Origin of the sequence: Serratia sp. BNK-12, from assembly GCF_047456085.1 — a bacterium.
Lineage (GTDB): Bacteria > Pseudomonadota > Gammaproteobacteria > Enterobacterales > Enterobacteriaceae > Serratia > Serratia liquefaciens.
Genome location: NZ_CP179896.1, coordinates 3786502 through 3806853, shown reverse-complemented (window position 1 = coordinate 3806853; position 20352 = coordinate 3786502). Strand labels below are relative to the sequence as shown.

Annotated in this window: 19 protein-coding genes; 8 read left to right on the top strand and 11 right to left on the bottom strand. The window is 55.7% G+C overall.

Annotation, left to right across the window (positions count from 1 at the left end):
• Position 1 precedes the first annotated feature (1 nt).
• Positions 2-988, bottom strand: coding sequence for a secretion protein HlyD (gene hlyD / locus ACMGG1_RS17730; protein WP_048761240.1), 987 nt, complete (start codon positions 986-988; stop codon positions 2-4).
• A gap of 18 nt (positions 989-1006) precedes the next feature.
• Positions 1007-1696 carry a transcriptional regulator CecR gene (gene cecR / locus ACMGG1_RS17725; RefSeq protein ID WP_020825733.1) on the bottom strand — a complete coding sequence of 230 codons (690 nt, stop codon included), beginning with the start codon at positions 1694-1696 and terminating at the stop codon, positions 1007-1009.
• Positions 1697-1998: 302 nt separating this feature from the next.
• Between cecR and rhlE the strand changes: the two genes are divergently transcribed.
• Entirely contained in the window at positions 1999-3360 is a 1362-nt protein-coding gene (rhlE, locus tag ACMGG1_RS17720) for an ATP-dependent RNA helicase RhlE (RefSeq protein ID WP_020825734.1), read from the top strand.
• Positions 3361-3453: 93 nt separating this feature from the next.
• On the opposite strand, the gene ACMGG1_RS17715 is transcribed toward rhlE, so the two are convergent.
• Together ACMGG1_RS17715 and ACMGG1_RS17710 are read right to left on the bottom strand one after the other, a co-directional pair.
• Positions 3454-4482 carry an HlyD family secretion protein gene (locus ACMGG1_RS17715; protein ID WP_414160905.1) on the bottom strand — a complete coding sequence of 343 codons (1029 nt, stop codon included), beginning with the start codon at positions 4480-4482 and terminating at the stop codon, positions 3454-3456.
• A gap of 2 nt (positions 4483-4484) precedes the next feature.
• Positions 4485-6089 carry an MFS transporter gene (locus tag ACMGG1_RS17710; protein WP_128863940.1) on the bottom strand — a complete coding sequence of 535 codons (1605 nt, stop codon included), beginning with the start codon at positions 6087-6089 and terminating at the stop codon, positions 4485-4487.
• 159 nt (positions 6090-6248) lie between these two features.
• Between ACMGG1_RS17710 and ACMGG1_RS17705 the strand changes: the two genes are divergently transcribed.
• From ACMGG1_RS17705 to dusC, 4 genes are all read left to right on the top strand, one after another.
• Entirely contained in the window at positions 6249-7028 is a 780-nt protein-coding gene (locus ACMGG1_RS17705; protein ID WP_128863941.1) for an IclR family transcriptional regulator, read from the top strand.
• Between the two features lie 12 nt (positions 7029-7040).
• The gene (locus ACMGG1_RS17700) at positions 7041-7490 is read left to right on the top strand and encodes a universal stress protein (RefSeq protein WP_414160904.1); all 450 of its coding nucleotides are present in this window, start codon (positions 7041-7043) and stop codon (positions 7488-7490) included.
• Positions 7491-7515: 25 nt separating this feature from the next.
• Complete coding sequence (locus ACMGG1_RS17695; RefSeq protein ID WP_262244522.1) at positions 7516-8475, top strand: D-2-hydroxyacid dehydrogenase family protein; 960 nt, start codon at positions 7516-7518, stop codon at positions 8473-8475.
• An 80-nt stretch (positions 8476-8555) separates the two neighbouring features.
• On the top strand, positions 8556-9491 hold the full coding sequence (gene dusC / locus ACMGG1_RS17690) for a tRNA dihydrouridine(16) synthase DusC (protein WP_262244521.1): 936 nt from the start codon (positions 8556-8558) through the stop codon (positions 9489-9491).
• Between the two features lie 40 nt (positions 9492-9531).
• On the opposite strand, the gene ACMGG1_RS17685 is transcribed toward dusC, so the two are convergent.
• The 3 genes from ACMGG1_RS17685 to ACMGG1_RS17675 all read right to left on the bottom strand — a co-directional run bounded on the left by ACMGG1_RS17685 (position 9532) and on the right by ACMGG1_RS17675 (position 12085).
• Entirely contained in the window at positions 9532-9798 is a 267-nt protein-coding gene (locus ACMGG1_RS17685) for a hypothetical protein (RefSeq protein WP_262244520.1), read from the bottom strand.
• Positions 9799-10184: 386 nt separating this feature from the next.
• Positions 10185-10946, bottom strand: coding sequence for an arylamine N-acetyltransferase family protein (locus ACMGG1_RS17680; RefSeq protein ID WP_261278958.1), 762 nt, complete (start codon positions 10944-10946; stop codon positions 10185-10187).
• Positions 10947-11146: 200 nt separating this feature from the next.
• A complete protein-coding gene (locus ACMGG1_RS17675) occupies positions 11147-12085 on the bottom strand; it encodes a LysR substrate-binding domain-containing protein (protein WP_130015929.1) in 939 nt (312 codons plus the stop codon).
• Between the two features lie 90 nt (positions 12086-12175).
• Between ACMGG1_RS17675 and ACMGG1_RS17670 the strand changes: the two genes are divergently transcribed.
• Entirely contained in the window at positions 12176-13021 is an 846-nt protein-coding gene (locus ACMGG1_RS17670) for a DMT family transporter (RefSeq protein WP_262244643.1), read from the top strand.
• 111 nt (positions 13022-13132) lie between these two features.
• Here the strand turns inward: ACMGG1_RS17670 and ACMGG1_RS17665 are convergent, their stop codons facing one another.
• Positions 13133-14176 (bottom strand): NAD(P)/FAD-dependent oxidoreductase, encoded by a 1044-nt coding sequence (locus ACMGG1_RS17665; RefSeq protein ID WP_142815715.1) that lies wholly within the window; start codon positions 14174-14176, stop codon positions 13133-13135.
• Positions 14177-14273: 97 nt separating this feature from the next.
• Positions 14274-15566 (bottom strand): oligosaccharide flippase family protein, encoded by a 1293-nt coding sequence (locus ACMGG1_RS17660; RefSeq protein WP_048761265.1) that lies wholly within the window; start codon positions 15564-15566, stop codon positions 14274-14276.
• A 154-nt stretch (positions 15567-15720) separates the two neighbouring features.
• Between ACMGG1_RS17660 and ACMGG1_RS17655 the strand changes: the two genes are divergently transcribed.
• Entirely contained in the window at positions 15721-16575 is an 855-nt protein-coding gene (locus ACMGG1_RS17655; protein ID WP_142815713.1) for an ATP-grasp fold amidoligase family protein, read from the top strand.
• A gap of 15 nt (positions 16576-16590) precedes the next feature.
• Here the strand turns inward: ACMGG1_RS17655 and ACMGG1_RS17650 are convergent, their stop codons facing one another.
• Positions 16591-17493 carry a LysR substrate-binding domain-containing protein gene (locus tag ACMGG1_RS17650; RefSeq protein WP_262244518.1) on the bottom strand — a complete coding sequence of 301 codons (903 nt, stop codon included), beginning with the start codon at positions 17491-17493 and terminating at the stop codon, positions 16591-16593.
• A gap of 113 nt (positions 17494-17606) precedes the next feature.
• Between ACMGG1_RS17650 and ACMGG1_RS17645 the strand changes: the two genes are divergently transcribed.
• On the top strand, positions 17607-18386 hold the full coding sequence (locus tag ACMGG1_RS17645; protein ID WP_174573894.1) for a 2OG-Fe(II) oxygenase: 780 nt from the start codon (positions 17607-17609) through the stop codon (positions 18384-18386).
• Between the two features lie 155 nt (positions 18387-18541).
• Here ACMGG1_RS17645 and ansP read toward each other — a convergent pair whose 3' ends face one another.
• Positions 18542-20005, bottom strand: a complete 1464-nt coding sequence (ansP, locus tag ACMGG1_RS17640) for an L-asparagine permease (protein WP_041414311.1) — start codon at positions 20003-20005, stop codon at positions 18542-18544.
• Between the last annotated feature and the right edge of the window lie 347 nt (positions 20006-20352).

The following is a 20352-nucleotide window of genomic DNA, read 5'->3' as shown; positions in this document are numbered from 1 at the left end:
CTCAAGGTTTGGCAAAGTGAACGGTAACCGGCATCCCCTGGCGCAGCGCGTCATCGGCATCGGTGACGATCACCCGCAAGCGGTACACCAGATCGGTTCGCAGGTCCGGGGTTTCGACGCTTTTCGGCGTGAATTCAGCGGTCGGTGAGACAAAACCGATTTTGCCGTGATAGGGCTTGTCCGGTCGGCTGTCGGTATAAATTTCCAGTTCGGTGCCCGGCGTTGCTTTACCCAGGTTGGCTTCATTCACGTAGGCACGTACCCAGACCGGACGGGTCAGCGACAGAGTAAACACCGTGCCGCCGGCATTGAGCATGGTGCCTGGCTCAACGGCCCGAGTTAGTACGGTGCCGGCCGACGGGGAAACCAGAGTGGTGTCGTGTAAATTAAGCTGTGCCTGAGCCAGTGCGGCTTCGCTCTGCGCCAGATTGGCTTTGGCTTCTTCAATCTCCTGCGGCCGGTTGCCTTTCAGGTATTGCGCCAGCTTGTCCTTTGACGCCTGCAGGTTGGCCTGCGCCTGATTGCGTGCGGTACGGGCATCTTCCAGCGCATCGGCAGAAGTGGCGTTTTTCGCCCACAGCCCTTGCTGACGCTTCAGATAGCTGTCGGCGTAGCTGAACGCGGACAGGCGCTGCGCCATTTCCGAACGCACCTGGGCGATTTCCTCGGTGCGGTAACCGGCCAGCAGCAGCGCCAGTTTGGCTTTGGCACTGCCGACGTTAGCCTGCGCCTGCTGCAGGGCGTTGATGTAAGGCGCGTCGTCCAGTTTCCCGAGCAATTGCCCCGGCTGAAGGGCATCGCCTTCATCCACCGTCAGCGACGCCAGCCGCCCATCGACGCGGAAGCCCAAATTCACCGTGCGGATATCCACGTTGCCATACAGCGTCAGCGGTTTGTCCTGCTGCTGCTGGTAATACCAAACCCCGTAAACGGCCGCGGCGATCAGCACAATAGCCGCCACAATGAGGGCACTGCGTTTCTTGTTCATAACACTCCCTGCCTGAATTTACGCGCCATAGCGTTGGCGCAGCCCATTAACCAGAATCTCGATATGTTCAGCCAGCACCTCGCTGATTTGTTCCGCCTCGGCCGCGCCGATCTGCTGCCAGCCGGCCTGACGCCGAACGGTTTCCCGCGCCACGCGAAACGACAGCACTTCGCCGATCAGCGCGTGGGTATGCAGCACGATTTTGGTCGAATTCCCATCCAGGCCGGTGTAGGCCGCCAGCAGGCGACAAAGTTTGTCATGCAGCGGTGCGACCACCTGCTGGTGGATCAGCGGGTAGGCATCGGTGGGGGAAAGCTGCTCGCGCGACATGATTTTGCTCAGGTTCAGCGTCTGCGGTTGCGTCATCAGATCGCTGAACGCCAGCAGGCCGCGCTTCAGGTGGTCGAGGTAGTGCTCCGGCAGGCGTTCAGTGGCCGGCAACTGCCAGAAGCGATCAATCTCGTCGGCCAGGGGGCGAAACGCCTGCTGGATAAAATCGGCAATCCACTGTGCAACGGCCAGATACAGGCCTTCTTTGGAATTGAAGTAGTAGGTGATGGCGGCGATGTTATGCCCGGCGCGCTGGGCGATATCGCGGGTGGTCGCACCCTGAATGCCATATTCGCCGAACATCTCGATGGCGGCGGCGATCAGCTGCTGTCGCGCCTGCTCACCCCGTGCCCGGCTGGCGGTCTGATTATTTGGCATTGATGGCACTCGCTAAAGTTAATCAATCATATGATTAACTTTATGCCAGCTTGGGTAAAATGCAACCAGTAGGCATCGTTTATTTAAGGTTATTTTTTCGGACTAGGCTGAATTCCCGGCATATTGTGCTTTGAGCCAGTAAAATTGCGTTTTCTTGTTCGAGTTCTGCTACAATCGCCCGCTTGGTGCACTGCAGTTTGTGCCAATCCCTCGTGGTCATGCTTAATGTCCCGTCTGATAATCCTCCCAGGAAACTGCACCGAACACTGTTAGGTTAGGGGGGATCTGGAGTTTTTCTCTTTATGTCATTTGAAACCCTCGGCTTAAGTGCTGAAATTCTGCGCGCTGTTGAAGAACAGGGCTATCGCGAACCTACGCCAATTCAACGCCAGGCGATTCCTGTCGTATTGGAAGGTCGTGACCTGATGGCCAGCGCCCAGACCGGTACCGGTAAAACCGCTGGCTTTACCCTGCCGCTGTTGCAGCTGCTGAGTAAGCATGACCATCCGGTCAAAGGCCGCCGCCCGGTACGCGCGTTGATCCTGACGCCAACCCGTGAGCTGGCAGCGCAGATCGGCGAAAACGTCGAAGCCTACAGCAAATACCTGCGCCTGCGTTCGCTGGTGGTATTTGGTGGTGTGAGCATCAACCCGCAGATGATGAAACTGCGCGGCGGCGTCGACATTCTGGTGGCAACACCGGGTCGCCTGCTGGATCTGGAACATCAACGCGCTGTTGACCTGTCCAAAGTTGAAATTCTGGTGCTGGACGAAGCCGATCGCATGCTGGATATGGGCTTTATCCATGATATCCGCCGCGTGCTGGCCAAGTTGCCCGCCAAGCGTCAGAACCTGTTGTTCTCTGCGACCTTCTCCGACGATATCAAAGGGCTGGCCAACAAGCTGTTGCACAACCCGGCATCGGTTGAAGTGGCGCGCCGCAATACCGCGTCTGAGCAGATCGAACAAAGCGTGCACTTCGTAGACAAGAAGCGTAAGCGGGAATTGCTGTCCCAGATGATCGGTGAAGGTGACTGGAAGCAGGTGCTGGTGTTCAACCGCACCAAGCACGGTGCTAACCACCTGGCCGAACAGTTGAATAAAGACGGCATCACGGCCGCTGCGATCCACGGCAATAAAAGCCAGGGCGCTCGTACCCGTGCGTTGGCCGATTTTAAAGACGGTAAAATTCGCGTATTGGTTGCTACCGACATCGCGGCGCGTGGTCTGGACATCGACCAGTTGCCACACGTGGTGAACTACGAACTGCCTAACGTACCGGAAGACTACGTACACCGTATCGGTCGTACCGGTCGTGCAGAACGTACCGGCGAGGCTATCTCACTGGTGTGCGTGGATGAACACAAGCTGCTGCGCGATATCGAACGCCTGCTCAAGCGTGAAATCCCACGTATCGCATTGCCTGGCTACGAGCCGGATCCAAGCATCAAGGCGGAGCCGATCATTAACGGCCGTCAGGGTGGTGGACGTGGTGCGCCGCGCGGCAACGGCGGTGGTCAACGCGCCGGTAACGGTGGCGGCCAGCGCAGTGGCAACGGCGGCCAGCGTGAAAACCGCGGTGGCGGCAGCGCCCGCCCACAGGGTGATGGCAAACCGCGTTCAGGCGCACCTTCGCGTCGTCCGCGCAGCCGTCCGGCCGAGTAAGCTGATACCCTGATGATAAAAAAGCCACCGTTTACGGTGGCTTTTTTTTACGTGAAACCCAGATGATCGCGTCAAAGCGAGGGGCAAAAACTCTCAGCGCATTTCGAGTTCCGGCACCACCGACATACCGACCCGCAACCGTGCCAGGTCAGCCTGGTTCGGCTCCAGCAGAATTTTCACCGGCAGGCGTTGCACCACTTTGGTGTAGTTGCCGGTGGCATTATCGGCGCTGATGGCGGCAAAGGTGGCGCCGGTGGCTGGCGCTATGCTGTCGACATGACCGCGCAGCGTTACGCCGGGCAGCGCATCTACGCGGATCGATACCGGTTGGCCGGCGGAGACATTGGCCAACTGGGTTTCCAGGAAGTTGGCGACGACATAGCTCTGCTGCAGTGGCACTACCGCCAGTAACCTCGTCCCGGCAGAGACCCAGGCCCCTTCGCGTACCGCTCGCTGGCCCACGGTGCCGGCAATGGGTGCGATGATTTGTGTATAAGAAAGATTGAGGCGTGCCTGGTCAACGCTGGCCTGTGAGGCGGCAATGTCAGCTTCGGCCTGTTTCCTGCTGGCCTGCAATACCCCGACCTCTTTGCGTGCAGAGACCACGCCAGCCTGGTTTTGCTTCAGCTGTGCCGCGGCGGTTTGCATCGCTGAGGTGGACTTTTGCTGCTCATCCGCGGTTGCGGTGCCGGTTTTTAGCAGCCGGCGATAGCGGTCGGCATTCTGCCCTGCATAATTGAGCGTGGCCTGGCTGGCGCTGACGCCGGCTTCCTGTTGGGCAATATTGGCCTGTTGTTGATCCAGCTGCGCTTGAATACTGGCCAGCTTGGCCTGGCTAATTTGCAGATTGGCCTCTGCCGTTTCCAGCGCCACGCGATAGTCGCGGTCGTCGATAGTGGCCAACACTTCGCCGGGTTTAACCTGCTGGTTATCGGTCACGTTGACACTGCGGATATAGCCGGAAACTTTGGGAGCCACCAGTGTGTAATCGGCCGTCACCACCGCATCGTCGGTACGAAAATGGTGGCGGGTAAGCGATGAATAGACAAAGAAAGCGATGGCCAACAGGATGACCAGCAGCAGCGCCAGAGTTAAGGTTCGTTTTGCAGGAGTGAAGCTCATGGTTATGATCCTGATGTTTTTGGAACTAAAGGTAAAAGGGTTTGCGGTGGGTAGACGCGGGGCGGTAGCCAGGCGGTCAACAGCACCAACAGCAGTGCGCAGCAGATAATCAGCAGATAGGCATCACTGATGCTGAGGATCTCCGCCTGGTGCCTGATCAGCGTCGAAAAATGACTGAGGTTTTCTGTCGAACTGACGGTACCGTCGGGCAGCAAGGGTACGCTATTGCTGACGCTATCCGGGGTACCTGCGGTCATTAGCCATGGGCGATTGCCCAGTTGGTCCACCAGGACATGGGAGTGGAACTTCTCCCGGTGGCTAACAAAATTCTCGACAAGACATCCCGCCGCCACGGTTGAGAAACCGCGAACGGTGTTAAACATCGCCGAGGCGAAGGGCCCCTCCGGCGGCATGACTACGCTGGTGGCTCCCAGCAAAACCGGCAAAATCATCATCGGCTGCCCAAATATCTGCAGGCTCTGAATAAACCAGAAGTTTTGCCGTGCCCAGTCGTCAGTCAGTTGCGTGCCAAGCAGGCAAGAACTGATCATCAGCGCGGCACCGGTGATTAGCACCCAGCGGCTGTCAATCCAGCGCAAGTTCAACACTGCCGCGATCAACGGTGCCACCACCAACTGCGGCAGGCCGATAGTCAGTGCCAGCGGCGCGAATTGTGCGGTGCGAAACCCCTCTATCTGCGAGAAGTAAAGCGAGGGCAGCATTGACCCTGATTGCATCAACATCAGCACCCCGGCTAGCGTCAGAAGACCGTGAGTGAAATTCTTTCGCCTCAGCATTTGCAGCTTGAACAACGGCAACGGATGAAACCATTCGTTAATTAAAAACGTCACCAGCAACGCGATGGAGATCGGTAGCATTAGGCTAATCAGCGGCGAATTAAACCAGTCGAGTCGTTCTCCCTGTGTTAGCGACAGGATCAACAGTGCAATGCCACTGCAGCCGGTCAGCATTCCGAACAGATCGATCTGCCTGAAGCGCTCCAGGCGCAATGGATCCTGCGGCAGTCCCCAACTAATCAGTAAAAATGCGCTTAGGCACAGCGGGATCGACTGCCAAAAAACAAACTGCCAACCCAGATTATCGGTCCAGAGAGCTGCCAATGGGGCCGCTACATTGGGCCCAAAGGTAGCGGTGAGCGCATAGGCTGACAACCCGTAGAGCTTAATGCCCGGCGGCAGAAAGCGCAGTGCTGCCGTCATCAACAATGGCGGCAGCGCGCCACCAAACAGGCCCTGCATCACCCGCAGCGTAATAAACAATGACGGATCAGAGGTTAAGGGCTGGATAATGCCTACGACGGCAAATCCGCTGACCATCATCAGAGCAAAACGTCGCAATGAGAACGTTACGGCAAACCAAGGGGCTATCATCATGGCCGCCACCTCCGCCGCTTGATAAGCCGAGGCGATCCAACTGCCCCCGTCGTAACCGATACCTATAGCGGCGCGAATATCTACCAGCGCCAGATCGCTGACACGATCGTTCAGCCCAGAAGTCAAGGCAGCGATCAGCACACCCACCAAGCCCAATGCTAGGCGCAAAGTGAAAGGATGCGGCGTGGGGGCTGCCGCAGGCTGACCATTCATAATATAACTCCAGATGTAAAATTGCGATGCACTGTATCGTATTGCGGTACAGTGATGCGCATACTACATTGTGAGTCACTGTATTGCAATGTGGTGCACTGTCCCGTTCGGAAGAAAAAGTGATACAGTGCGGATTAAAAGCAAGGAAAGGGAAACTCTATGTCTGAACCCTCAATGAGTTGTGATGATGAAAAGGCCGGCGGGATTCAGGTTATTACCCGAGCGGCGAAAATTCTCGATGCCTTGGGTGAAAAGCCGAATGGTATGAGTTTAGGTGAAATAGCTCAGGCGGTAGATTTGCCGCGTTCTACCGTACAGCGCATTGTCAACGCGCTGGATTCTGTTCAACTGGTGCGCGGTGGTGTCGGTGGTGTGCGCTTAGGACCCTCATTGTTAAGACTGATCGCTCGAGTGCATACAGAGGTGGTAGCTATTGCTGAACCCTGGTTGCAGGCGTTGAGTGATGCCACTGGCGAAACGGTATCGCTGGCGCGCGCCAGTGGTCTGCAGTTGGCGATAGTGCATTACATTGTGGCGGATCGTGAGCTGCGGGTAGTGCCGCGTATTGGTATGAACCTGCCCCTATACAGTACATCGGGCGGGCGGGCGTTGTTGGCATTAGACAGCGATGACGCTGCCCGAGAATTGTTGGGCGAAGCCTATAAGGCGGTTACTGATCTGACCATCCGTGACTTCCCGGCATTGTTGGAACACCTAACGGAAATACGCCGTACCGGGTTGGCCTACGATCGGGAGGAAACTTTGGAAGGCATTTCCATGATGGCAGTGGCTATCGATACCATTCTGGGGCGTTTTTCCATCAGCCTGTTAGTGCCAAGCACCCGTTTTACAAAGAATGAAGCGGATTATCGCGAGGAGATCCTTAAGTGCAAAGAGGCACTGCTTGATGAGATTGGTAAGGTTATTACACGAGATTAAGGGGATAACACGATGAAAACGCTGTTGGTCGCAGTTGATAATTCCGCCACTGCTCGTAAAGTTATTTCACTGGCTGCTGAACAGGGGTTGGCCCAACGGGCAACGGTAGTGGTGCTATGCTGTGTGGACCTCAGCTATTCCACGACGGGCCCCTATGAGATTGCCGTCGGTGAAGATCCGGCGGATTTTGGCTACGCACAGGATGAACAAGGCGCAGCGGCAGCCGTAGTGCGTCAGGCGCTGAGTGAATTGAAAGATGCCGGTGTCAGCGCGCGTGGCAAGGTAGTGCCCAGTGAACCGGCGGAAACCATAGTGGCTCAGGCTAAAGAGCTGAATGCCAGCATGATTATTATGGGCCGCAGGCATCTTTCACCCTTTAACCGTTTGTTGAGAGGCTCGCACAGCGCTTTGGTAATAGAAAACGCCGACTGCCCGGTGTTGATCGACGTACGCGCTGATTGACTGTCTCTGCTTCCCGGAGCCGAAGATGAAATTGAAGTGTGCAATTCTTGATGATTATCAGCAGGTGGCGCTTGGCATGGCGGACTGGTCGGCTATTGCCGATCGGGTAGAAGTATTCGCCATGAGCCAGCATTTTACCGACGAAGCGGAGTTGGCCGTGCACCTGCAGGATTGCGACATTCTGGTGATCATGCGCGAGCGCACGCCAATCACGGCCTCGCTGTTGGTGCGTTTGCCTAAGTTGAAGCTGGTGATCACCTCGGGTATGCGCAATGCGTCTGTTGATCTGGCCGCGGCGGCGCAACGTGGCGTTGTGGTCTGCGGTACCGCCAGCGGTTCGGCCGCGCCGATGGAGCTGACCTGGGCGCTGTTGCTTGGGCTGGCGAAGCATATCGTGCCGGAAAACGCCGGGCTGCGTAATAACGGCCCCTGGCAGCAGGCGCTGGGCGTGACGCTGCAAGGGAAAACGTTGGGGCTGTTGGGCCTGGGCAAGATTGGCAGTCAGATGGCGGTGGTCGCGCAGGCCTTTGGCATGCGTGTGGTGGCCTGGAGCCAAAATCTGACGGCGGAAAAAGCCGCGCAGCAGGGGGTTCACCTGGTGGAATCTAAACAGGCGCTGTTTGAACAAAGCGATTTTGTTTCCGTCCATCTGGTGCTGAGTGAACGCACTCGCGGGCTGGTGGGCCAGCAGGAGCTGCAGGCAATGAAAAAAACCGCTTACCTGATCAACACCTCACGTGCGGCCATTGTCGACCGCGCTGCGTTGATTGACGCCTTGCAGAACCAGCGGATAGCCGGGGCCGGGCTGGATGTGTTCGAAGTCGAGCCTCTGCCGCTCGACGATATCTTCCGCCGTCTGCCCAATGTGTTGGCGACGCCGCATCTGGGCTACGTGGCGGATGATAACTATGGCATTTATTTCCGCGAAGCGATCGAAGACATCGTGGCGTTTCTCGCCAATGAACCGATACGCCGTTTGAGCTAGCCGGCTTTTATTCCCCTGGATGCTTGTCTGATGCGGGTATTCGCCCGTATCATTGCGCGTCTTTTTTAGCAGGGGTAATCATGCGCGTATTATTGGCTCCGATGGAGGGTGTTCTCGATTCTTTGGTGCGTGAGTTACTCACCGAAGTGAACGACTACGACCTGTGCATCACCGAATTCCTGCGCGTGGTCGATCAGCTGTTACCCGCCAAATCTTTCTATCGCCTGTGCCCCGAACTGCATCATGCCAGCCGCACGCCGTCCGGCACCCTGGTGCGCATCCAACTGCTGGGCCAATATCCGCAGTGGCTGGCGGAAAACGCCGCCCGTGCGGTTGAACTCGGGTCCTATGGCGTCGATCTCAACTGCGGCTGCCCGTCCAAGCTGGTCAACGGCAGCGGCGGTGGCGCGACGCTGCTGAAAGATCCGGAGCTGATTTATCAGGGGGCCAAAGCGATGCGTGCGGCGGTGCCGGATCATTTGCCGGTCACGGTAAAAGTCCGGTTAGGTTGGGACAGCGTCAGCCGCAGTTTCGAAATTGCCGACGCGGTCCAGCAGGCGGGTGCCACCGAGCTGGCGGTGCATGGCCGCACCAAAGAGGACGGCTACAAGGCCGAGCGCATTAACTGGGCGGCGATTGGCGAGATCCGCAAGCGGCTGACCATTCCGGTGATCGCCAACGGCGAAATCTGGGACTGGCAAAGTGCGCAAGATTGCCTGCAAACCACCGGCTGTGATGCGGTGATGCTGGGGCGCGGCGCGCTTAACGTGCCGAACCTGAGCCGGGTAGTGAAGTATAATGAACCGCGCATGCCCTGGCCGCAGGTGGTGCAGCTGCTGCAAAAATATGTTCATCTGGAAAAGCAGGGCGATACCGGCCTTTATCACGTGGCACGCATCAAGCAGTGGCTGGGTTATTTACGTAAGGAATATGACGAGGCGACCGAGCTGTTCGGCGAAGTGCGCACCTTGAATAATTCAAAAGATATCGCCCGGGTAATTTGCCGCTCGGAATAATAAAAACCCGCCTAAGGCGGGTTAGCGTAAATTCGTATTATCAAGACTCACTGTCGAGGCGATTTATTTCTATCTCGATATCCTGAATGGTTTTTTCCAACCCTTCAAGGCAGGCACCCTGTTTATTCAGCAGGTCGCCAATCGCCCCAGCGAATTCCTTATGTTTATATTCGCCTTGGTCGAAAGCCAGCCATTGCGCAGACAGCGTCTCGGTATTGGATTGTGCATAGTGTCTCATTTCCTTCAGCTGAGAAACCACATCATGTAAATTATCAATCTGCGTTTTGCTGTTTTCATTGTCACTCATGCATAGCTCCTTGGGGTACGTCGTTTAAATAATTTCGACTGCCAGATAAAGACTACCCTATCTGGAAAAATATATCAGTGCTATGAGCTGCCATGACTGATTATCGCGGGATATATATCGTTAAAATTGCTTTATAAACAAAATAATATGCCAATTGTAAAATTTTATAAATTATCATTATTAAATCGTTTTTATAGGTGTTAATTAAATTGTCAATAGTCTGTGTCTTATATTTTGAAGGCGGAAGGAAAGCGTAAATATTTAATTTTTGTAGCGCTATAAAATAGAAGGAATATTCCCCTATTGAAAGGGGCGTTATTTCCCTGCGGGCGGCTTAGCCCTTTTTATACTGCGCCACCGGGCCATGCCATAGCTAATTCAGAGCGTCAGTTGTCCAGATCGATACCAAAATAGCGCATCAGCGCTTCACGGCGCTCCTGTTCCGAATGCAACGTCGACTCCCGACGGTGGTGATCTTCGGTGATAATTAGCTTGTTCTCACTGATCGTCACGCGGCCATTTTCTGTGGCGTGGGAACACACCAGTTTTTGGGTGAAGTGCGACTGCGGTGAAGTGCTGTGGTATTCACACATGTCGGCAAACTCGTTGAGCTCGCGTTTTTGCAGGGTAAAGCGGTACAGGGTTTTGGCATGCGAGCGGTTGTCGCCATTGCGGCGTTCCAGATAGTAGATTTCGCCTTCCTGTTCCAGATGGAAAGTGCCGCTGGTTTGCGGCTGTTGTTCGGTGGTGGTTATCTTTAAGGGCGTCAGGAAGGAATCACCAAACCCCACGTCCACCAGATACGGCTGATCCAGCTCTACCATCAGCGCCATATGATCGAAGGGCGCGCCGAAGCTGCCGTCGCGGGCGCGGATCTCGCCGGAAATAAAATTCACCTTGAAACCTATGTCTTTCAGCAGCAGGGCGAACAGCCGGTTCAACTCATAGCAAAAACCGCCGCGGTTGCGTTCGACAATTTTATTGAACAGCGCCTGTTCTTCCAGATCAATGCCCTGATGATAAATAATGCTCAGGTTCTCAAAGGGAACCCGCAGCATATGGCCACGGTGTAATTGCTGCAGCGTCAGAAGGTCTGGTTGGGGGATGCCTGCGAATCCAATATGTTGCAGGTAGCGTTGTCTATCCACGGTTTGTCTCGCAGCAAAAAATTTGATTATATCTTTCATACTTCAAGCTGCCTCTTTGTTGACTTCCTGCGCTTACCCAGTCACGTACTGTTTGTACGCTCCCGGGGATGCGCTTAGTTGTCGCCGCGATGCAACTCGAATTATTTTGGATATATAAAATAGATGGATTTTTCGCACCTGTGGGAGCAATAAGTGCTGCGTCAGAACGCCGGGGGCTTGCCTGCCGCCTGCAGCAGCAAATTCACCCAGCGGCGGGTGGTGGTGCTAACGAATGCGCTGTCCGCCCAGCACAGGCGATATTGATAGGCTGCGGGCAGTTGTTGGTTTTCGCCAAACACCCGAACCAGCGTGCCGGCAGCCAGGGCGTCCTGAGCGACCGCCAGGCTACCGAGTACCACGCCGTTGCCGTCGATGGCTTCTTGAAGCGCATGCCCGACGCTGTTAAAGGTGATTATACCGCGTGGCGCGGTGGTGCCTTCGCCAAAGGCGGCAAACCAGTCCTGCCAACCGGCAACGCCGAGCTTATGCCCGTCTTTCCACGGCGAATGGATCAGCTGCAACGATGCCAAGTCAGCGGCGGCGATCGGCGCTGAATGGGCGGCGAGAAAGCTTGGGCTTGCCAGCGGGGCGAAGGCATCGGCGAGGAGTTCGTGCGAGTGTGGCGGCGGGTTGTCCGTGGGGCTATAGCGGATAGCAATGTCGGCTTCACCACTGGCCAGATCGCGTAAGCTTTCGTTGGCATCCAACACCAGCGAAACATCGGGGTCGGCACGACGTAACGCCGGCAAACGTGCCGCCAACCAATGGCTGGCGATCCCCAGGGTACAGGTCAGTTTCAGCGTTTGCTGCTGCTCCGGTCGGGCGCGGTCACTGGCTTTTTGCAGCAGCGTCAGCGCGCGGGTGACATCAATCGCCAGCCTTTTTCCGGTATCGTTAAGCGCTACCGCATTGCCCTTGCGGTGAAACAGTTCCACCCCCAGCTCGTTCTCCAGATGACGTATCTGGCGGCTGACCGCACCCAGCGTCACGTTCAACTCTTCCGCCGCTTCGGTAAAACTGGCGCAGCGGGAAGCAACCTCGAAGGTATGCAAGGCTTTCAGCGACGGCAGGCGAGGTTGAGCGTTCAGCTTGAGTTTCATTCAACCATATTGCCAATCTATCGATGTTCCACAAGCGATTTTTTGCTTACTTTTGGGGCAACAATCGGACGGGAGTATCGCGTGGACATAATGATGGGGCTGGCCGCCGCGCTGTGCTGGGGCAGCACGGATTTTTTGATTGGCATTAACGCCCGAGCGGTGGGGGTGCGCAGGGCGGTATTTTTCTCGCAGGCGATCGGCTTTGTGATTTTTAGCGCGTGGTTATGGGCCACTTCGGCCCCTTGGTTAGAAGCTTCAGCTTCCATTTGGGGGCTGGCGTTGCTGGCCGCTTGCCTGACAGTGGGGGGAACGCTTGCGCTGTCGCAGGCCTTTGCCATTGGCAAGGCGGCGATGGTGGCGCCGCTGGTCACCAGCTACGGGGCGGTCACTACGCTGTTATCGTGGATCAGCGGTGAACGGCTGGGAGCTTTGACCCTGGCAGGGCTGGCGGTGTGTCTGCTGGGCGTCATGTTGACTGCCGTGAGCCCGGGTCGTCAGCCGGGCAGATCGCGCTCGACTTTGCCCGCAGCGACCTTTGCGTTGATCGCCGCCTTTTGTTATGGCACCGGTTTCTGGTTACAAGGGAAATACACGCTGCCGGTGCTGGGGCCGAGCCTTAGCCTGTGGCTTGGTTATACGGTGGGGCTGACGGCTGTGCTAGCGCTGAATACTGACCGACGCGCTTTGGTAAGCCGACCTAACTGGCGACAAGGAGGACTGCTGCTGCTGGCCAGCCTGCTGAGTCTGGCGGGCTTTAGCGCATTTGCCATGGGGGCCGGTAGCGGATCGCTGGCGATTGTGACGGTGCTGAGCACCCTGTCTGGCGGCATTGCCGCACTGCTCGGCGCGCTGTTACTGCGCGAGCGGCTATCTGCCTTGCAGTGGGCAGGCGGGCTGACGGTACTGGCTGGCGCCCTGGTGCTGCATATGAAGTGACCTAACCCATAACCAGCAGCGTCTTAATTTGGGCCGTTGTTTGCATTGATGATCTGAGCGGGCGATATTCATTCCAACCCTGAATTTCGCCCGGTTTTACTGCGTGGCCTGCTATTTTTCGCAAAAACGCGTGGGTCGATAACGCTCGGGGATTTCCCGGTTTTTACCGTCGATCAGTTCTTCACTGACCCACCTTCCAACCGTGGCGGCGCAGGTTACCGCCGGATGCATCACGGCCACATAAAGCCCAGTAACCTCACCGATAAACCCCATGACGGGGCATTTGTCCTCGGGTACGGGCCGTTGTCCCACCGATTGGCTGAGCAGGCGTGCGGATCCTGTCCCTTTCAACCTTTTGGCTATTGCCGCCAAGGTGTCGGAAGCCATCTCATCAGCACCACCAACGGCCGGATAATCTTCAGCGGCTAGGATATCGCCGTTGCGGGCATGGCGAACTTCTATATCATCCCCTGAAATGAGGGTATTGATGACGTGGTCCTGCGTGCTGTAGCGCAGCAAAATTGCCGGCGAAGCTTTAATCGGAAGTGAGATGCCAATGGCGTTTAGCAAAGGGGAAATACCCGTTCCGCAGGCCAGCACGACACAATCTGCGTTGAACGTTCCCTGCAGGGTGTCAACGCCGGTAATGGCATCGCCTTCCCTGACGAGTCCGATGACCGGCGTCTGGGTTTTTAATACAGCGCCGAGGCTGCAAGCCCTATCCAGCAAGGCGTGGGTGGCGTCGATAGGGTCAACGGCGCCATCCTGTTTTGCATAATAAGCCTGTGGAGGCGGATTATTCATCGCGGGTTCAAGCTGGGAGATCACGGATTGCTCAAGCATTTTTTCATGGGCCTGAGCCGCCAATGAATCGCTGTCGTAACTCAGTGCGCCGGCCCAATGCAGCCAAAGCTCCGGCACTTCTTTCTCCAGCCGATGCCAGTCGGCCACGGACGCGCGGCGAAGCAGGACATCGGGCGCATCATCACTCACCGTGCTGTGGATCCAGCCGAAAGAGCTGCCGGTGGCACCTGATGCCGGGTGGTGTTGGTCAATGACGGTGACCTTCACACCACGGCGAGCCAAATGATAAGCGATGGTCGCGCCGATAATGCCTGCGCCCACAATAAGAATATGCCTGTCAGAGAGATCCATACCCACGTTCTACCTCGCATGTACCGGGCACAAACTATCCCATAAATTAACGGTTTCATGCAGATAAATGTGCTTTGCTCCCCGAAGCCTACCAACCTCAACCGGCGTGCTGAGTGCGTCTGATATAGGTCCAGGGGTTCAGCGAACGCAGATGCATTTGCAATACCGCGCCACGGCGGAAGAAGTAGTTAAGCAGGGTCAGTGACAACAGCTCTGTCAGCAGGGTGCTATAAGCGGCGCCCATCATGCCGTACTGGCGGATCAGAAAGTACGACAGCGGAATGTTGATGATAAACACCAGAAACATCTTCTTCGACAGGAAGCCATAGCCGGAGAAGAGCACAATGTATTTGTAGGCTACGGTGCCCAACGCGGAAAGCAGCGTTGAAATCGCCAAGACGCCCATCGCCGGATAGGCTGCCAAATATTGCTCCCCGTACAGCAACACGATGACCGGTTTGCCAAGCAAAACGATACCGGCCACGATGGCGGCGGCGATGGCCAGCACCAGCCCATTCAGTTTGGCGGCGGTGCGCATTGCGTCATCGCGGTGATAGGCGAAGATTTTGGCGAAAAACGAGGTGATCACCGCATCGGTAACAAACATCCAGGCGGTTGCCAGGGTGATGGCAACCGAGTAAATGCCCAGCGCTTGTGCCGAGACGAACCACATCAGGAACAGCTGCGCCAGCCGGGTATAAATGGCAATGGAGACATTGGAAACCGCCAGTGGCAAGCCGCTGGCGAGCAAATAGCGCACATATTTGCGCCGTACGCGTTTTGGCGCGACAAAGCGCGGGTAACGGCGGTGGTAGATATGGTGGCGAATCAGGTAGGGGATCAGGTAAACCATCACGATCGGGATTGCCAGGAAATACAGGTGCAGATCAAGATAAACAATCAGATAACGCACCAGCAGTGCGCTGCCCAACCCAGCTACGTTAGCCAGCGTATTGAAGCGTGATTCCAGCCGGGCGTCGTGATAAATGGTGAACACGTCTCTGAGCGAGAAGAAGCTGGCGACAAAGGTGGCGGCGCAAAAATAGAAGGTAATGAAATCTTCACGCAGCCCGGTGTAAATCAATATTGCCGCAGAGAGCAGCACAAAGCAGCCCTGTCGCAGCCGGTTGGTGGAGAACATCAGGGCGGTTCCGGAACCTGGGTTGCGGCTAATCCGCTTGAACAGCACGGTATCGGAGCCCAGCAGCGCCAGCGTTTGGGTAATGGCGAAAATAGCGGTAGCGAAGGTGATCTTGCCGAAGCTTTCCGGGCCGATGTATTTCGCCATATAGGCGGTAATGAAAATGACCCCCAGAATAGAGACCATTTTTTCGGATATCATCCAAAACGCATTTCTCACAATATTGATATCTATGAATTTTAATTTCATTGGTACTTTCCCTGTCGCCTCTAATAATAGGAATCGTCCGATTATTCCCTTACCCACTGTAAGGGATGCCCCGCAGGGTTTTATAATTGAGATGCAATAATCGGAATGTGAGAAGCATTCCTGCGTATGCTATGTTCATGGAAGAAAGAGAAGAATGAGAAAACTCGCAAAACGACTCTATCGGGCGGCACCCGATTTTATCTATTACCAAGTCAGCCATTATCTTGCCCACGGCTCTTGGATTAGCTTCAAAAACCCGAAAACATTTTCAGAGAAGATTTATCATCGCATGCGCTACCCGCATAATGATTTCAGTATGTTAGCGGATAAGGTGGCGGTAAGAGAGTATATTTCTCAGCGGGTTTCAGATAAATACCTAACGCCTATTATCATGATCGTAGATAATTTTAGCGAACGGGACTACCTGGCCTTGCCACAATCATTTGTTATCAAAACCAATAATGCCTCTCAGCAGGTCAAGATAGTTAAAGATAAAAGCAAGGTCACCTATCAGGATATTACGAAAATTCTTAGTGAATGGTCTGGAATAACCTATTGGAAAAGATTCCGAGAAAAACACTACGCCAATATTCCGCAGAAAATTATTGTTGAGGAGCTGCTGGATATTGAATGTGACGGTGAGCTGATAGATTACAAAGTGCACGTGTTTAATGGCAAATACTCTTATTTATTCGTTGAGTTATTACGTGGCGGGCCTGAGCCGACTTCGCTGGAGTTTTTGGACGAATATGCCCACCATTGTTTTTTCACCCAGGGTGACATTCCGCAGATCAATACGCTGAACCAGAAACCGGCGTTTTGGGATGAAATGATCCAGGTGGCGAAAGCGGTCTCGGCGGATCTGGATTATTGCCGCGTCGATTTTTATCTCACTCGCGACCAGATCTACATTGGCGAATTGACGCTCACGCCTGGCGCAGGCAACGAAGTTTATCTGCCGCGCGCGACGAATCTGCTGCTGGGCGAGATGATGTCTAAAGACGGGTAAACATTGCGACGCCGCTTACCGCGCGCCGTCCGCCGGTGCGATGCTTTGCAGCCACGCCAGAAATTCGGCGGCTTTGGGTTTGTCCAGCGTGCGTTGCGGGTAGACCACATAGTAAGGCTTGCTCAGCGGTAGCGTCGGTTCTGCCAGCGGCACCAGGGTTCCCTGAGCCAGTTCACGCTGGATCAGCTGCTGCTGGCCGAGCAAAACGCCGTGGCCCTCAACCGCGGCGTCAATCGCCAGCGAGGTCAGATTATAAGTCAGGCCGCGCCGCTGCGGCGGTGGTAACCCGGCGGCGCTGAACCACTCATGCCAGCCCGGCAGAAACTGGCTTTCCTTTCCCCAATCCACCTGAATCAGCGGCTGTTGAGTCCAGTCGCCGATCCTTTGTAACTGCGGGCTACATACCGGCTGCACGCAGTCCTGAAACAGCCGCACTTTTTCCATCAATGGATAGCCCTGATCGCCAAAGCTCAGGGCAAAATCCGCCGTTGAAGCGGCAAAATCGACCTCGGCGTGGGTGGCGTGCAGGCGAATATCCATCTGCGGATGCTGGTTCAGCCACTTGCCGATGGCCGGGTTCAGCCATTTTGACGCCAGGGCCGGCAAGGCAAAAATCGTCAATGCCTCTTGGCCCCGTTGGCGATCGACATGCTGCTGCGCCACGCGCAGCGTTTCAAACGCCTGCTGCACGTAGGCCAGATAATCCGCCCCTTGTTCAGTCAGCGTCACGCCGCTTTTGGCACGGATAAACAGTGTGATGCCCAGATGCTGCTCGAGCTGGCGGATCTGCTGGCTGACGGCGGCGGCGGTCAGCGCCAGGCTGTCTGCCGCTCTGGCCAGGCTGCCGGTACGGGCGGCGGTTTCAAACGCCAGAATGGCGCTCAGTTTGGGCAGGCGGCTGCGGGAAGGTGCGTTCATGGTGGCTATCGCTAAGAATTGGTTAGCTCATCCTTAACGCATTTTTGTTATTACGGCAATCCGACATTCGCTACAGTGAGGTTATCCGGCCCTTATGCCCTCAGGAGTTAAGCATGCAGCAACTTGCTCATATCATTGATTTATCCGCCAACCCGATTGGCGATGCTGCCTTTCAAGCCCGTTGCAGGGCGACGCTGGATGCGGCAGGGGCGCTGGTGCTGCCCGGCTTTTTGACCGCTGCGGCGCTGGCGACGGTGCGTTTGGAGGGGGCAGAGCACAGCCCTGCGGCGTTTTATGCCGCCAGCAAGCACAATGTCTACCTGAAACCGCAGGACGACGCCTTGCCGGCCGATCACCCACGCAACCGGCTGGTGGTTTCTTCCAAGGGGTGCATTACCGACGAGGATATCCCGGCGCAGTCGCCGCTGCGTACGCTGTACGATGCGCAATCCTTCCGCGATTTCCTCTGTGCGGTACTGCAAGAACAACAGCTGTACCCTTACGCCGATCGGCTGTCTTCAATCAATCTGCATTATGCCCATCGCGGGCAGGAGCTGGGCTGGCATTTTGACAATTCGTCGTTTGCCATCACGCTGCTGATCCAGAAACCGCAGGCCGGTGGGCAATTCGAGTACGTGGAAAACCTGCGGGATGCCGATCGTGGGGAGATGAATTACGCTGGCGTGTCGCAGGTATTGGACGGCGAACGGGCGGTTAAGACCTTGGCGATCGAAGAGGGGGATTTGGTGCTGTTCCGGGGACGCAATGCCATGCACCGCGTCACGCCAACCGAAGGCGATACCACCCGCATGCTGGTGGTGCTGGCCTACAATGCCCAGCCGGATATCGCGCTGTCGGAGAGCGCCAGAATGACCTTTTACGGCCGACTTTAAGAATAAAAAATTCAGAGGGCTGACAAGCCCGCATAAGGGTTAACCGATAGGGGTCGAACATGTTCGACCCGATTTAACCGATTGATTATGCGGTAGGGCGCGGCATGCAGCGCCCCTACTACGAATAACTGCCCCGAAAGGGGCAGTTAAGAGACTCAGTGGTGGGCTTCTTCGTGAGCCTGCTGTTCCAGCTTCACTTCCTGAGCCCGCTTGCGCAGGCCGAACCAGCCCAGCGTCAGCAGCACCGCCAGCACCGGAATGGTGGCGATAGTCCAGGTGCCGTTCGGGTAGTCGAACGCCATCATGATGACGACCGCTAGCAGGAATGCCAGCGTTAGCCAAGAGGTGAAGGGCGCGCCGGGCATTCTGAAGGATACCGGCTGGGCGCGACCTTCGCGTACGGCTTTGCGCAAACGCATCTGACACACGATGATAAACGCCCATGAGGCGATAATGCCCAGCGAAGCGATGTTCAGCACGATTTCAAACACCCGCGAAGGCACCAGATAGTTCAGCAAAACGCCAATCACATAGATGCCGCAGGTCACCAGAATACCGGCGTAGGGCACTTGCTGGCTGCTCATTCTAGCCATGAATTTCGGCGCTGACCCGCCCATCGACAACGAGCGCAGGATACGGCCGGTGGAGTACAGGCCGGAGTTGAGGCTGGAGAGTGCTGCGGTCAGCACCACGATATTCATGATGGTGCCGATATAAGGCACGCCCAGCTTGCTGAAGAAGGTAACGAACGGGCTTTGGCCCGCCTGGTAGGCGTTCCACGGCAGCAGCAGCACCAACAGTACCACCGAACCGACGTAGAACAGGCCAATGCGCCAGATCACGCTGTTGATCGCTTTTGGCATCATTTTGGCCGGATCCTTACACTCACCGGCGGCGGTGCCGATCAGCTCAATCCCGGCGAAGGCGAAGATAACACCCTGCACTAACACCAGCGCTGGCAGCAGCCCGTGCGGGAACATGCCGCCGTTTTCAGTAATCAGGTGCAGGCCGGTGGTATTGCCGGCCACCGGGGTACCGGTGCCGAGGAACACTACCCCCACCACCAGGAACAATGCGATGGCGACGACTTTGATCAGGGCGAACCAGAACTCCATTTCGGCGAACCACTTCACGCCGATCATGTTCATGGTGGCAACCACGCCGAGTGCGCAGAGCGCGAACAGCCATTGTGGGACGTCGGCGAAGGTGCCCCAGTAGTGCATGTACAGCGCCACCGCGGTGATATCGACGATGCCGGTCATTGCCCAGTTGAGGAAATACATCCACCCGGCGACGTAAGAGGCTTTTTCGCCGAGAAACTCACGGGCATAAGACACGAAGCTGCCGCTGGACGGGCGGTGCAGAACCAATTCGCCCAATGCGCGCAGAATGAAGAAAGAGAATATACCGCACACCAGATAGACCAGCGCCAGTGCCGGGCCGGCCAATTCCAGACGGCCACCGGTACCGAGGAACAAGCCGGTACCGATTGAACCGCCGATAGCGATCATCTGTATTTGTCGATTGCCCATGCTTTTGTGATAACCGGATTCATGGGAGTCTAACCATCGTCTTCTGGCTGCGTGCTTGTCATGCGCAGACTTTTTATTTGATTGCATTATCCGTCCTGTTTACCTGTCTATGGAATTACCCTGCTCTGGCTTCAGAGCAAACGATTGCTATGGACAATCGTTATGAGAATGAGGTCATGGCATCATTCTGCTGTTTATTGTGTATACAAGCCGCCACGAAATAACGGCGAAGCATGCTACCTTTTCTCAGTAAATGTGGCAAAAAATCCTGCGTATAAATCGTGAACAAGTGTGTTTATTTTTTGTTCTATATATAAAAGAATATATTATTCAATAAGATGGTTGATTTTATCAAGACGGAAATATCGAGGAATAAAAAGTGATTAAAATCACATAATAATAATTACCGTGCAAACTACAGGGAATTTTTCTTA

Coding starts and splice junctions, on each gene's coding strand:
- ACMGG1_RS17685 (WP_262244520.1), bottom strand. CDS start 9,798: ATGAGTGACAATGAAAACAGCAAAACGCAGATTGATAATTTACATGAT.
- ACMGG1_RS17675 (WP_130015929.1), bottom strand. CDS start 12,085: ATGAAACTCAAGCTGAACGCTCAACCTCGCCTGCCGTCGCTGAAAGCC.
- hlyD (WP_048761240.1), bottom strand. CDS start 988: ATGAACAAGAAACGCAGTGCCCTCATTGTGGCGGCTATTGTGCTGATC.
- ACMGG1_RS17700 (WP_414160904.1), top strand. CDS start 7,041: ATGAAAACGCTGTTGGTCGCAGTTGATAATTCCGCCACTGCTCGTAAA.
- ACMGG1_RS17695 (WP_262244522.1), top strand. CDS start 7,516: ATGAAATTGAAGTGTGCAATTCTTGATGATTATCAGCAGGTGGCGCTT.
- ACMGG1_RS17710 (WP_128863940.1), bottom strand. CDS start 6,089: ATGAATGGTCAGCCTGCGGCAGCCCCCACGCCGCATCCTTTCACTTTG.
- ACMGG1_RS17655 (WP_142815713.1), top strand. CDS start 15,721: ATGAGAAAACTCGCAAAACGACTCTATCGGGCGGCACCCGATTTTATC.
- ACMGG1_RS17650 (WP_262244518.1), bottom strand. CDS start 17,493: ATGAACGCACCTTCCCGCAGCCGCCTGCCCAAACTGAGCGCCATTCTG.
- rhlE (WP_020825734.1), top strand. CDS start 1,999: ATGTCATTTGAAACCCTCGGCTTAAGTGCTGAAATTCTGCGCGCTGTT.
- cecR (WP_020825733.1), bottom strand. CDS start 1,696: ATGCCAAATAATCAGACCGCCAGCCGGGCACGGGGTGAGCAGGCGCGA.
- ACMGG1_RS17645 (WP_174573894.1), top strand. CDS start 17,607: ATGCAGCAACTTGCTCATATCATTGATTTATCCGCCAACCCGATTGGC.
- ansP (WP_041414311.1), bottom strand. CDS start 20,005: ATGCAATCAAATAAAAAGTCTGCGCATGACAAGCACGCAGCCAGAAGA.
- ACMGG1_RS17660 (WP_048761265.1), bottom strand. CDS start 15,566: ATGAAATTAAAATTCATAGATATCAATATTGTGAGAAATGCGTTTTGG.
- ACMGG1_RS17670 (WP_262244643.1), top strand. CDS start 12,176: ATGATGGGGCTGGCCGCCGCGCTGTGCTGGGGCAGCACGGATTTTTTG.
- ACMGG1_RS17705 (WP_128863941.1), top strand. CDS start 6,249: ATGTCTGAACCCTCAATGAGTTGTGATGATGAAAAGGCCGGCGGGATT.
- ACMGG1_RS17665 (WP_142815715.1), bottom strand. CDS start 14,176: ATGGATCTCTCTGACAGGCATATTCTTATTGTGGGCGCAGGCATTATC.
- dusC (WP_262244521.1), top strand. CDS start 8,556: ATGCGCGTATTATTGGCTCCGATGGAGGGTGTTCTCGATTCTTTGGTG.
- ACMGG1_RS17715 (WP_414160905.1), bottom strand. CDS start 4,482: ATGAGCTTCACTCCTGCAAAACGAACCTTAACTCTGGCGCTGCTGCTG.